Raw genomic sequence first — 12,710 nt, forward strand, 5'->3', positions numbered from 1 at the left:
ACTGATTAAAACTTATTTAATCAAACAATAAACAGGTGACACACCATGCCAATTTATAACGCGCCACTTGCCGATATGAAATTCATCCTCAACGATGTCTTTAATGCAGAACAATTCTGGCAAGCCAATGAAAATTTAGCGCACCTCGATGCTGCAACAGCAGAAGCTATTCTGGAAGAAATGGCGAAATTTGCGCAAAACGTGACCCTGCCACTCAACCGTAGCGGTGATGAAGAAGGCGCAAAATATGAAAATGGCAATGTGACTACCCCTGCTGGCTTTAAAGAAGCCTTTAAACAATATGCCGAAGGCGGCTGGATCGGGTTGGGCGCAGATACCGAATGGGGCGGCCAGGAAATGCCGAAAATGCTAACGGTACTTTCTGATGAAATGCTGTTTGCCACCAACCCGTCTTTCATGCTGTATCCGCTGCTGTCTGTCGGTGCAGGTATGGCCTTAAACAGCTATGCTTCACAAGCGCAAAAAGAAACCTATTTACCTAAAATTTATTCGGGTGAATGGTCAGGCACCATGTGCTTAACCGAGCCACATGCCGGTACAGATCTGGGGATTATCAAAACCAAAGCTGAACACAATGAAGATGGTAGCTATAGCATCACCGGCACCAAGATTTTCATCACTGGTGGTGATCATGATCTGGCGGAAAACATCATTCATCTGGTTCTGGCCAAAACCCCAGATGCACCTGCGGGTTCACGTGGTATTTCCCTGTTTATCGTACCGAAATTCCTGGTCAATGAAGATGGTTCTGTTGGCGAACGCAATCCTGTAGGGCCAGGTTCTATCGAACACAAAATGGGCATTAAAGCTTCTGCGACCTGTGTCATGAATTTTGACGGCGCCAAAGGCTATCTGGTGGGTAAAGAAAACGAAGGTCTGGCTGCGATGTTCGTAATGATGAACTATGAACGCCTGTCCATGGGGATTCAGGGCTTAGGTGCTTCTGAATTTGCTTATCAAAATGCTGCACAATATGCCACAGACCGTTTACAGGGTCGCAGTGCGGCTGGCGTTCAATCACCAAACAAACCGGCGGACAGTATTCTGGTGCATGGTGATGTACGCCGTATGCTGCTGAATGTACGTGCCAACAATGAAGCGTCTCGTGCCTTTGCAGTTTATGTCGGTCAGCAACTGGACATTACCAAATTCTCTACTGATCCTGAAGCGGTGAAAAAAGCCAATGACCGCGTGGCACTACTCACGCCAATCGCAAAAGCCTATTTAACCGATACTGCCTTCCAGGCAACATTAGATGCGCAAATGGTGTTTGGTGGTCATGGCTATATCCGTGAATGGGGCGTGGAACAATGTATCCGTGACCTGCGTATTTCTCAGATCTATGAAGGCACCAACGGCGTACAGTCACAAGATTTAATCGGTCGTAAAACCATTAAATGTGGCGGTGAATATATCTCTGAATATATCTCTGAAATCCGCGACTTTGCCAACAGTCTGGATGCAGACCTAAACTTCATTAAAGACGCCACTTTGGATGCAGCGACTGAAGTCGAATCGGTGACTCAGTTTATTCTGGAAGCAGCAAGAGAAAGTCATGATTTCCCGAACTCGACCGCGGTCGACTATCTGCACGCTGTCGGTCTGCTCAGCTTCTCGTATATGTTCGCACGTATTGCCAATGCTGCGAAAAATAAAGAAGGCGAGTTCTATCAAAACAAACTGGCTTTGGCGAATTATTTTGTGCAACGCATTCTGCCTGAGCTGGCTCTACGCATCACCAAAGTAAAATCAGGTTCTGACCTGATCATGAACTTCTCTGAAGATTACTTCACGACTCAAGCTTAAGCTGAAACAGCCATAATCAAAAACGCCTGCTTGATGCAGGCGTTTTTATTACAATTCGAAACTTAAACTTTCTGAATCATTAAAGAATCCGGTTGATTATTGCTTTTCGGATTCAGATGTTTATTCACAATTTTGATATTCCCCTCTGACTCTAAAGACTCGCAGAGTTCCACCACCTTTTGCATATCTTCAGCCTTAATGCCTACGCCGAGGATTAATTTTTTTCCGGCTTCTAATTGGTCAATTTTTGTTTGAATTTTATCTAACACTTTTTTCTCCTATTTATTCAATGTACCACCCATACAATATAGCAATTTAGTCTAAAAAAAGCGCAAAAGTTCAAATAATTTAATCTTTATTTTTCATCCAATCATTCTGTGCATAATTTTTGCAGGTTATTCTCTAAGTATTGTTTATATCACATAAAAATCAGGAAGATCTTATGCCGAAACCCCATCCCAAAGTTGAAAAACTTGAAGCCCTCCTCGACCGTTTTGGTAATCTTGCTGTAGAAAGTTTTCATTATATTGCCCTGTTTGTAATTGGCTGTATGGTGATCTGGTCTGCCGGTCATACCGTCGTCGACATTCTAACCGTTAAACAGTTCGCCACCATTGACGATATTCTTTTACTGTTCATCTATCTGGAACTCGGTGCCATGGTTGGGATCTATTTTAAAACCAATCATATGCCGGTACGCTTCCTGATTTATATTGCCATTACCGCACTGACCCGCTTGCTCATTGCGGACATTCAGCACACGCATAAAGCCAGTATGGATCTGGTGATTATTACCGGTTCGATCCTGATTATGGCCTTTGCGATATTAGTGGTGCGCTATGCGTCATGGACCTACCCATCGGTGATTCGTGACAAACACAGCGAGAAACCAGTGCCACAAGGCAAAACGCCTCGTCCGGAAGATGATGAGTTGGCTTGATATAAAAAATCCCCCTTGAATAAAGGGGGATTTTTAACTTAACGATTCGGCACCAGCACATAACGTCCATTTTCATAAATCCAGTAACTGCCACGCGGTGGTGCAGGTAAGCCCAGACGCTGCCAGTCACTGATAACGCTATATCTTGAACTTTCAATTCGAGCCACATTCGGATCGCCATTCACCCAGCTATAGCTATTGGAATTTTGATAAATCGTGGTCGGTGCCTGATACTGGATATTGAGACCACTTTGACTTTGAGCCGGCGGATAACCCCAATGGGTCGGTCGTTGCGGGTAATGTGGTCTAGGTGGCATCGGACGCTGCGGATAAGAGTGCCGTGGTGGATCATAAGAGCGTGATGGTGCAGCGCGGTAATTCGGCTTAGAACGTTCAACCCCTGTATATCCGCCCCAAGCGTTTCCGGCCATCGTCTGTGCAGAAGCCCCCAATAGCAATGCAGCAAATATTGCACTCAATAACACTATTTTCATTTGAGCTTCCTCTCAATCACTCGTTTATATTTTAAACAAAATAAATGCAGAAAATATGAATACGCTTACTGACCCTGCAATTTTTTGTAATGTGCCTGCGTATTTTCAATCTAGCAGGCCCATCGGCAGGCGACTGCTTTATGCTAAAATCACTTTTTTAATGTTTCGAGTTGAATACCGTGTCTGATTTAAATTTCGATCGTTTACATGAATATTTTTCTAAAGTGCCGAGTGTTCAAAAAGAACGGATTGATAGCTATGGTTCAGATGGCAAACAGGCATGGTGGTTTAAATTTCAGATCAATGTAGATCATCCGTTGGCTTGGCAGACCGTACAGGAACTAGGTCATGTCCTGAATTATATTTCTAAAAATGAACGTCTTCCGACTCAGTTCCTGCCAGTATCGCCACCACCGTATATGAATGGTGTCGCCAAAGATTTCTTGTCTTGGGTGATTCAATGTAATCATGCCGACTTCCCGCCAGATGTAGTCTGTGACTGGCTAGAAGCACGTTTACCCAATCCGGTCGACCATGAAGAGCAATGGAAAATTAAAACGGATCTTGCTGAACTTGAAGCATTGTCCGATAAAGAACTGGATGAACTGGTTCCACCGAATCCGGAGCCTTAAAAAATCCCTCCTACCCTCCCTTTAAAAAAGGGAGGTAAAGTCCCTCTTTTCAAAAGAGGGATTTAGGGAGATTATTAGAGATGCTAAAACGTCGACCAGCCGCTCCATTCCATAAAGCGGTACAGCCAATATTTAGACCATGAATTGTCTTCATATTGTCTATAGTCCACACTCATCACACGGCCATTCAGATTTGACCATGCACCATCAAAATATTGTTGGGCATCTTTAAACACTTCTGCCTGATGCTGACCCAGCACGCGCATATTGGTTTCCAGATTATAGTTTTTCAGATTGCGTGCGGTGAAATTGGCCGAACCTAAAATCATTTCAGCCTGTTGAGCATTACGCTTCATCAATATTTTGCTATGACATTGCTCACCCTGGGTATTGCACCAGCGTACATCAATGCCTGCCTTGTGCAGTTCCGAAGCCACCTGCCGGTTTGGAATCCCGTTTTTCTCACGGCCAAAGGCATCTTTATTGGGATCGAGTAAAACCCGAACCTTAACCTTGCGTTCATGCGCCGCGATCAGACTTTTAATAATCTTGCGCTCGGACAGATAAAACATGGCCAGATCAATCTGTTCATTTTTTTTCGCCGTCTGAATCAGATTTAAAGTCGCATCATAAATGGCTTTTTCCGTCAGGACCTGCACCTGTGGCTGGGTAGATTCTGCCTGAAAATCACCCGCGATAATGGCTGGCATATTGGCCTGTGACATGATGCCGACCGATTGTTCTGTTCTCAGAATATCCACGGCTGTGGTTCCCCAGACCAATAAACCGATATTGGAATGCCGCGAACTCCCATCATGCGGATTCATGGAGGTGACCAGCGCTTTCCAGCCCTGATCGGTGTCTACCACCAAAGTTTTACGATGATTGGCTTTAAAGTTAAATAAATCAAAATAACTGCGCAGGGTAATTTTTTCTGGGCCAAATGGATTCGGTAACCAGCCTTTTTCCGGATTATTACCAATGCCCTGGCAACATAAATACCAGAACCCCGACCAGCTCGGATTGGACGCCCGCAAAGGGATCAGATTGGTTTCAATTACATCGATACCATGCTGACGTAACTTGCGATACTGCTCGGACTGAATTCCGCCATAGACTGAATTGATCGGATCGGTAATGAACTTGATTTCAACTTGCGGTTGCAGCAGACGTTTACTGATTAAGGCATCGCTCAACTGTTGACTCAATGCCTGATGTTCCTGTGTCGAGGCACCGGTTTGCTGATTAAATAAAAACAGATCCAGCACAATCAGTGATTTGGCCTCTTCAATCATCTTCAGCATTTCATTAAAAATACGATGATCTAAGTGCTGTTTTCCTTGTGCATCCAGATAAGTCCGATCGGCCAGAAACTTGACTTCGGCATGGCGCAGCTTGCCAGTGTAATTCAGACCTTCTGGTAAAGGCTTATAAGTATGATAAACAGCAGATGCCAGATAACTGACCGCCAGTAGACTGATAATCAATGCCGCATAACGGCGATTTGACCAGTTCAGTTTATTGTGAATTCGTTGAAAGATACGCATAAGAAAAAACCTAACCCAATATGCTCAGGCTAGGTTTTATCAGATGATTTTTCAAGTCAATTTCAGTGACATCTCTTTGATTTGGTCAGTTATTTCATCACTACTTTAGAAATCATACTGCACACCGACGCTAAAGTTACGACCAACTTGCGGAATATTCGACAGGAATGAAGTATGGGAATAGACCTGATCATCGAGCAGGTTATTGGCCTTGAAATACACCCGATAAGCATTTTTATCTGCAAGGGTATTGGTATAGCTTAAGCCCACATTGACCATGTTGTAGCCTTGGGTTTCCTCTTCATAGCTGGCAATCTTGTCCTGATTGAAGACATGATAATATTCAGCCAGACCTGACCAGCCATCGGCAAAATCTGCTTCCACTTTGCTGCCTAAGCGACCGGCAGGAATACGTGGTGCATTCTCAGCTTCAATTTTGCCACGCACGTAATCGCCAAAGACACTCAGCTTGTACATATCATTGATCTGATAACCGGCTTGAGCCTCAGTGCCATAGAATCTGGCCTGGTCTTGGGTATATTGCACGCCGCGCAAATTACCTTTCTGCGCTACCGTTTCGCCATAAATATAATCATCAAACCAGTTGTGATAGACATGCACATGGTAATCCAGTTTATCCCCTGCATAGTGCAGACCTAATTCAAGATTATTTGACCTTTCTTTATCAAGATCAGGATTCCCCACTTCATAGGTATTGGTCGCAAAATGCAGACCATCAGCATACAGCTCTTGCGCTAGAGGCAAACGCTGTTGATGTGATCCCACTACAGACAGTTTGTAATTCGGTGCAAACTCCCAATTCGCAGCGGCAGAGGCAGAAACACCCGTACCGGAATAATCTTTTTGCTCCGAATCCACTTTTACTTTTTGATGATCGACACGTGCTCCAAGTTCAACATGAACATCGCCGAACTGCTTATGTTCTAAAGCAAAAAGGCTGTATTTTTGGGTTTTGGTATCTGCCATTAACACATCATGATTATGACCCGCATGCTCACTCTGATCGTGCTCATGTCCTTCATGATCGTGTTCTGCATGACTATGCGATTCTGGAGCCGATAAATTAATTTTCTGCTGTGAAAGCTGGGTGCCAATGACACCTTCCCAACCTGCAACAGGAACATGCACCAGTTCTAGACGTGCATCATAACCCTTACTTTTAAAGTTGCTGATGACTGCATTTTCTTCCAGTTCATCATGTTCATAATCGGTAAAGCTGGCATGCGCACGCAACTTGTCAAAACCGGCAAAAGGTTGTTCTAGCTCGGTACGAACATCATAACGCTCAGAGTTTAAATCTACCCACGGCCCTGCTGTTTTTTCATGATCATGCTCATCTTCACCCGGTTTTGGACAGTGAAAATGATCGCCATGAATTTCACAGCCATGATATTCATGGCTGTGTCCTGGCAGACCATATTGGTCTTGGCGGTTACTATAAGATAAGCCGACAAAACCACGGTCATGGATCCATGATCCACCAATATTCACCGTTTGCCCTTCGGCAAAGGTATTGTCTACACGGCGTTTTTTTACACTATGTTCATGCTCATGTATATGAATCTCACCATTATCTTCAACATGCTCTTCTTTGTGGGTATGCGTATCAAAATAACCAGGGGCAATATAATCATTGGCCTTACGTTTTGAGCCTTCTACACGCAAAGCAAAATTTTCACCAATTCCAGCCGTAATTCCTGCACTGGCCAGTTTCTCATCACTGCCCGTGTTATAGCGCAGACCGACTGTACCTTCCAGACCATCTTCAGGCATTTGCGTTGGAATTTTCTGATCGGTGACATTGACCAGACCACCCACTGTTCCTGCTGCATAGAGCAACGTCGATGGCCCACGAATCACTTCGACCTGTTTTGCCAAAATCGGATCGACGGTGACGGTGTGATCTGGAGATAACGTGGAAACATCGGCTGTCTCTGAAGCATGCTGCAAGACTTTGACACGTGGCCCATCTTGCCCACGAATCACCGGACGGCTGGCCCCCGTACCAAACTGGTTAGAATATACGCCCAGTTCATCTGCCAATGCATCTCCAATGGTGGTTGCACGTTCAGACAAGGCTTTCTGATCTACAACATGATCCGCTACCGCAAAGTCCGCTGCAGTCTGCACCAGTGGATGAGCTTGCACCTGAATGGTGTCCATGGTCTGCACGGGAATGGAAGATGAGGTCTGTTCTGCAAAAACTGTAGGGGCAGCTACAGCAAAAATTGAAAGTGTTATTAGATTCTTAGGGAAGGACATGACTGAAGCTCAAATTCACCATTTTGGATGAATGTTATAATATAACATTTCATTGTTTTTGCAATCCTTTACGATAATCCTTCGCATATTTTATTAAAATGTGTTTTCTGGTTATTTTCATCTTTAAAAAAACTTTTATGCCCTTTACCCTGTCTCATGCTGTACTTGCACCACCTCTTTCACGTTTAAGCGGAAACCGGCTTCCGATTGCTGCATTGGCGATTGGCTGTATGGTGCCCGATTTACATCGTCTGTTTAGTTCCAGCAATTCGAATGTTACGCATTTATGGTCCTCGCTGATTCATCCGGACCTGTGGATCGGATTGGGCTTTTGTGCAATCTGGTATGCTCTATATCGGCCAGCCATTTACCGCTTTGTCGGAATTCAGCATGATCTAAATATTCACACTCTCATTTCAGCATTCAAGTTTTTTCTGGCAGTTTGTCTGGCGGTGATCATCGGTACTGCCACCCATTTAATCTGGGATGGACTAACGCATGTCGACTTTCGAACTTTTGCCTTTCATAACGTCTTAGCCCAACATTTTCAGTTGCTTGGACAAAGTTATCCGCTGCACCGAATTTTACAGATTGGCACCTCAGTGATTGTCTTGCCTCTTATCCTGTGGATGAGCGTGCATTACTATAAAAAACATCAGCAATATCTGGCAGTGAACCTGAAAATCAAAGCTTATGCCTGCGGATTATTGCTGTTTTCGATATTCACTGGCCTATTTTCAGTCTGGGATTATGCACGCTATATCTCGACAGAGGTCTGGCAATCCGATCTGTACTATTTTACCGGCCGTTCCATCAATGAATTCAGTCAGGGTTTTCTGATGACTTTCACTCTGGGATGTGTGCTGTTTTTATTTTTAGATCGCGACCGTCGCCTGGGTTAATCAAACAGCTGGCTTTTATCCCATTCACTTTAAAATGATATTGTTTTTGGGCCAAGTTCTTGTGACAACATGCCCAAAGAGGCATAATCCTACCTTTACTTAAAAGCGGTACGCTGTTTACGTATTCGCTGACCTTAACCCATATAGTTGGATTTCTAACGCTATGATGCGAACTCATTACTGCGGTTCTTTAACCGAAGCTCAAATTGACCAAACCGTAACATTGTGCGGTTGGGTACACCGTCGCCGTGACCATGGTGGTGTGATTTTCCTGGATATGCGTGACCGTGACGGTCTTGTTCAAGTGGTTATTGACCCGGATACCCCTGAAGCATTCGCAACTGCGGACAAAGTACGTTCAGAATTCGTATTAAAAATTACAGGCCGTGTACGTCGCCGTTATGAAGGCACAGAAAATGCCAATATGGTGAGCGGTCAGATCGAAGTCTTAGGTAAAGAAATTGAAGTTCTTGCTCAGTCAGACACTCCGCCATTCCCTTTGAATGACGAAAACACCAATATTTCTGAAGAAATTCGTTTGAAATACCGTTTCTTGGACATCCGTCGTCCAGAAATGTTAGATCGCCTACGTTTCCGTTCTAAATTGACCAACCTGATTCGTAACTACTTCGAAGACAATGGTTTCCTAGACGTTGAAACTCCGATTTTGACCCGTGCAACCCCAGAAGGCGCGCGTGACTATTTGGTACCAAGCCGTGTATCAAACGGTAGCTTCTATGCACTGCCACAATCTCCACAGCTGTTCAAACAGTTGTTGATGGTCGGCGGTATCGATCGTTACTACCAAATCGCAAAATGTTTCCGTGACGAAGACCTGCGTGCAGATCGTCAGCCAGAATTTACCCAGATTGACGTTGAAACATCGTTCATGAGTGACGATGACATTATGGATTTGATGGAAACCTTGACGGTTAAAATGTTCAAAGAACTTTTAAATGTTGAATTCGACAAATTCCCACGTATGACTTATGCCGATGCAATGCGTGACTATGCATCTGACAAACCGGATATGCGTATTCCTTTGAAACTGGTTGACGTTGCAGACATGATGCAAGACGTTGAGTTCAAAGTATTCGCAGGTCCTGCTAAAGACCCGAAAGGCCGTATCGTTGCGCTTCGCGTACCGGGTGCAGGTTCATTGCCACGTAGCCAGATTGATGAATACACCAAATTTGTCGGCATCTACGGTGCAAAAGGTCTCGCTTATATCAAAGTTAACGAACTTGAAAAAGGTATCGAAGGCCTTCAGTCTCCAATCGTGAAATTCATCGAGCCAATCGTGCTTGATCTATTAAAACGTGTGGGTGCTGAAAATGGCGATATCGTATTCTTCGGTGCGGACAAAGCGAAAGTTGTAAACGATGCAATGGGTGCTTTACGTATTAAAGTCGGCCATGACATGAAATTGGCAACATGTGAGTGGGCACCGCTTTGGGTGGTTGACTTCCCGATGTTCGAAGAAACTGACGATGGCAAATGGACCTCTGTGCATCACCCATTCACGCTACCGAAATCAAGCGTTGAAGAGGTGAAAAACAACCCGGGTGCTGCACTTTCTGTTGCTTACGATATGGTATTGAACGGTACTGAAGTGGGTGGTGGTTCGCTGCGTATTCATAACCTTGAAATGCAAAAAGCGATTTTTGAAGCTTTAGGCATTGATGAAGAAGAAGCGGAAGAGAAATTCAGCTTCTTGCTCAATGCTTTACGTTATGGCGCACCTCCACATGGTGGTTTGGCATTCGGTCTTGACCGTCTGGTAATGTTGATGACTGGTGCATCTTCAATCCGTGACGTGATCGCATTCCCGAAAACCAAAACTGCGGAATGTCCATTGACGCAAGCACCGGCACCAGTTGAATCAAACCAACTGCGTGACCTTGGTATTCGCTTACGTGAAAAACCAAAAGCTGAATCTCCAGAATAATTCTTGAAGATTTAAGTGAAAAGCCCTGCCTTGCGCGGGGCTTTTTTTGTGTGATTGAGTCGACTCTGGAACAGTGGCATAATAGCGATAGTTTTTAATCTAAGGTAATTCGCAATGGCTATGCGTCCTGCAGTTCGTAATCGCAGCATTATGCTTATTGTATTTTCAGTGGTTCAATGGCTGTTCATGCGTTATATCCTTGCCAACAACCTGTTCAACCTCGATACCAATGAACGTATTGTGTATTTTTGCCTGAGCAGTATTTTAGGTGCCTTACTGATTTTCGTCGGTTTGATTTATATGGTGCTGAAGGGCAATCCAGATAAAGACCTATAATCTGACGCTCTGGATAGCATGTACACCTTACTGAAAAATTTCTCTAAATTTCCATTAAGATTTATTCAAAATCTTGCGCAACTGGCTGGATCTCTTTTGTATCTCAGCCATTCTTCTGCACGCCGAGTCACCGAGATTAATCTGGCCTCTGCCTATCCTGAACTTTCGGAATCTGAACGCGCTGATTTAAGTAAACGCAGCCTGAAAAGTCAGTGTATGACCTATGCGGAATCGGTCAAGATTTGGGGTTCATCACCAGATTATGCGCTGTCTTTAATTCGAGATGTGCATGGTGCAGATTTATTTATTCAGGCTTTAAAAAACCCGCATGGCTGCTTGGCGGTAGTGCCTCATTTTGGTACTTGGGAGCTGTTGAATGTCTGGGTCAATCAACATACCTCCCCTGTGATTATGTATAAGCCCAGCAAAAATGAAGATGTCGATCGCTTTATGCTGGAAGCTCGGCAACGTCTGAATGCGACACTGGTTCCGACCGATGATTCTGGTGTCCGTGCTTTATTTAAGCATCTCAAACAGGGTGGTTTTTCTGCGATTTTACCGGATCATGTCCCGAAAGAATCTGGTGGAATCTATTCTTATTTTTATGGTCAAAATGCGCTATCTTCTACGCTTCTTTCCAAACTTGCGGCTAAAACACAATGCTCTGTAATTGGGCTGAGTTGTTTAAGACGTGAAGATTTATCCGGTTATGATATTCATGTCACCACGTTATCAGATGATATTTTGTCTAAAGACTTACAGCTTTCTGTCGATACTTTAAATAAAGAAATGGAGCGCATAATTAATATCGCTCCAGAACAGTATTTGTGGGGATATAAAAGGTTTAGAAATATAGAGGGTGCGATAAATCTCTATAAATCATCCTCAATATCATCATGATTTAAGATTTATTTTTATTATATCAATAGTCCACGATTAACTTTGTACAGCGTCTAGGTATTTCGAATAATATACTATCGCTTGACGATGTTTCTTCTGTAAAAGCATCTTTCTAATAAAATCAATATTATATTTACAATCATGATATATTTCTTCATATGATGATTGAAAATTAGCTTGTATATATTTCATCAATTCCATTTTTTCATCATGCTTAAGAGTTTTATCATTTTTAATATTTTTTAAAGCACTCACATAGTTATTATAAAGTTTATAGTACATATAAGCTTTTTTGGATATTGGCATATTTATACTTTGTATCTTTTCATGACAATCAAGACGTTGATGAATTTGAAGTTTTAAAGTGGTTACTCGATACAATTGATGTAGCTCCTGAAGAAACTGAAGAGGTTAAAAAGCACCAACATAAAGAGGTGCATGCTGTGCTATTTACTTGTTTTTTTACTCAATTGTCCGAGGCCTTAAGTCTGAAGTTATCAGAACATATGAGAGTGGAGTCAAAACCGCAGCGTTGTGTTAAAAAATTGACTCAAAGAACTTATAAAAAATATTTTGGTTTGCCTAAAAACTTCAAGCTCAAGTTAGAACGAAAGCTGAAAATCAATTTTTACCCTGAAAAATTATGGTAACTGTATGACTAATACTGATGGATTGTCAGATCTACACGAAGAAATCAAAGTATTGGAAAAGTGGTTAAATCAGTCACTTGGTGAAAAAAAAGCTATTTTCAAAGATTTCGACGTTCAAAATAAGAATGAGTTGTATGCTGCTGCAGAAAAAATCCAGGTTACTATTAAAAAAAAGAGAATTGTGACGGAACATAAAATTCTGGCTGGTTTAACTCAATGGACTAAAATTGAACAAGAAGGGCATCAGTATG

13 protein-coding genes are annotated in these 12,710 nt (G+C 43.1%); 9 read left to right on the forward strand and 4 right to left on the reverse strand.

The annotated features are described in order from the left end of the window. The first annotated feature begins 45 nt into the window (after positions 1 to 45). On the forward strand, positions 46 to 1,827 hold the full coding sequence (locus FTV48_RS06105; RefSeq protein WP_005095749.1) for an acyl-CoA dehydrogenase C-terminal domain-containing protein: 1,782 nt from the start codon (positions 46 to 48) through the stop codon (positions 1,825 to 1,827). Between the two features lie 62 nt (positions 1,828 to 1,889). Here FTV48_RS06105 and FTV48_RS06110 read toward each other — a convergent pair whose 3' ends face one another. Next, positions 1,890 to 2,096: a hypothetical protein gene (locus tag FTV48_RS06110; protein ID WP_005095746.1), complete on the reverse strand. Its 207-nt coding sequence runs from the start codon at positions 2,094 to 2,096 to the stop codon at positions 1,890 to 1,892. Between the two features lie 173 nt (positions 2,097 to 2,269). Here FTV48_RS06110 and FTV48_RS06115 point away from each other — a divergent pair, with 173 nt between their 5' ends. Continuing rightward, positions 2,270 to 2,767 carry a phosphate-starvation-inducible protein PsiE gene (locus tag FTV48_RS06115; RefSeq protein WP_005172599.1) on the forward strand — a complete coding sequence of 166 codons (498 nt, stop codon included), beginning with the start codon at positions 2,270 to 2,272 and terminating at the stop codon, positions 2,765 to 2,767. A gap of 38 nt (positions 2,768 to 2,805) precedes the next feature. On the opposite strand, the gene FTV48_RS06120 is transcribed toward FTV48_RS06115, so the two are convergent. Next, complete coding sequence (locus FTV48_RS06120) at positions 2,806 to 3,261, reverse strand: RcnB family protein (protein ID WP_005095740.1); 456 nt, start codon at positions 3,259 to 3,261, stop codon at positions 2,806 to 2,808. A 179-nt stretch (positions 3,262 to 3,440) separates the two neighbouring features. Here FTV48_RS06120 and FTV48_RS06125 point away from each other — a divergent pair, with 179 nt between their 5' ends. Beyond that, positions 3,441 to 3,893 carry a hypothetical protein gene (locus tag FTV48_RS06125; RefSeq protein ID WP_074384053.1) on the forward strand — a complete coding sequence of 151 codons (453 nt, stop codon included), beginning with the start codon at positions 3,441 to 3,443 and terminating at the stop codon, positions 3,891 to 3,893. 83 nt (positions 3,894 to 3,976) lie between these two features. On the opposite strand, the gene FTV48_RS06130 is transcribed toward FTV48_RS06125, so the two are convergent. Both FTV48_RS06130 and znuD read right to left on the reverse strand, forming a co-directional pair. After that, positions 3,977 to 5,440, reverse strand: coding sequence for a phospholipase D-like domain-containing protein (locus tag FTV48_RS06130; protein ID WP_179999696.1), 1,464 nt, complete (start codon positions 5,438 to 5,440; stop codon positions 3,977 to 3,979). 105 nt (positions 5,441 to 5,545) lie between these two features. Next, positions 5,546 to 7,723, reverse strand: a complete 2,178-nt coding sequence (znuD, locus tag FTV48_RS06135; RefSeq protein WP_179999698.1) for a zinc piracy TonB-dependent receptor ZnuD — start codon at positions 7,721 to 7,723, stop codon at positions 5,546 to 5,548. Positions 7,724 to 7,860: 137 nt separating this feature from the next. On the opposite strand from znuD, the gene FTV48_RS06140 reads away from it, so the two are divergent. From FTV48_RS06140 to FTV48_RS06165, 6 genes are all read left to right on the forward strand, one after another. Further along, positions 7,861 to 8,625: a DUF4184 family protein gene (locus FTV48_RS06140; RefSeq protein ID WP_179999699.1), complete on the forward strand. Its 765-nt coding sequence runs from the start codon at positions 7,861 to 7,863 to the stop codon at positions 8,623 to 8,625. Positions 8,626 to 8,788: 163 nt separating this feature from the next. After that, the gene (aspS, locus tag FTV48_RS06145; protein WP_179999701.1) at positions 8,789 to 10,573 is read left to right on the forward strand and encodes an aspartate--tRNA ligase; all 1,785 of its coding nucleotides are present in this window, start codon (positions 8,789 to 8,791) and stop codon (positions 10,571 to 10,573) included. Positions 10,574 to 10,687: 114 nt separating this feature from the next. Next, positions 10,688 to 10,909: a hypothetical protein gene (locus FTV48_RS06150; RefSeq protein ID WP_004733007.1), complete on the forward strand. Its 222-nt coding sequence runs from the start codon at positions 10,688 to 10,690 to the stop codon at positions 10,907 to 10,909. Between the two features lie 18 nt (positions 10,910 to 10,927). Continuing rightward, complete coding sequence (locus FTV48_RS06155; RefSeq protein WP_179999703.1) at positions 10,928 to 11,809, forward strand: lysophospholipid acyltransferase family protein; 882 nt, start codon at positions 10,928 to 10,930, stop codon at positions 11,807 to 11,809. Positions 11,810 to 12,108: 299 nt separating this feature from the next. Beyond that, on the forward strand, positions 12,109 to 12,459 hold the full coding sequence (locus FTV48_RS06160; protein WP_257222922.1) for a hypothetical protein: 351 nt from the start codon (positions 12,109 to 12,111) through the stop codon (positions 12,457 to 12,459). Positions 12,460 to 12,463: 4 nt separating this feature from the next. After that, positions 12,464 to 12,710: hypothetical protein (locus tag FTV48_RS06165; protein WP_179999705.1), on the forward strand; the 247-nt coding region annotated here is incomplete at its 3' end.

The organism is Acinetobacter sp. YH18001 (assembly GCF_013416975.1).
In the GTDB taxonomy this organism is placed as follows: domain Bacteria; phylum Pseudomonadota; class Gammaproteobacteria; order Pseudomonadales; family Moraxellaceae; genus Acinetobacter; species Acinetobacter pseudolwoffii.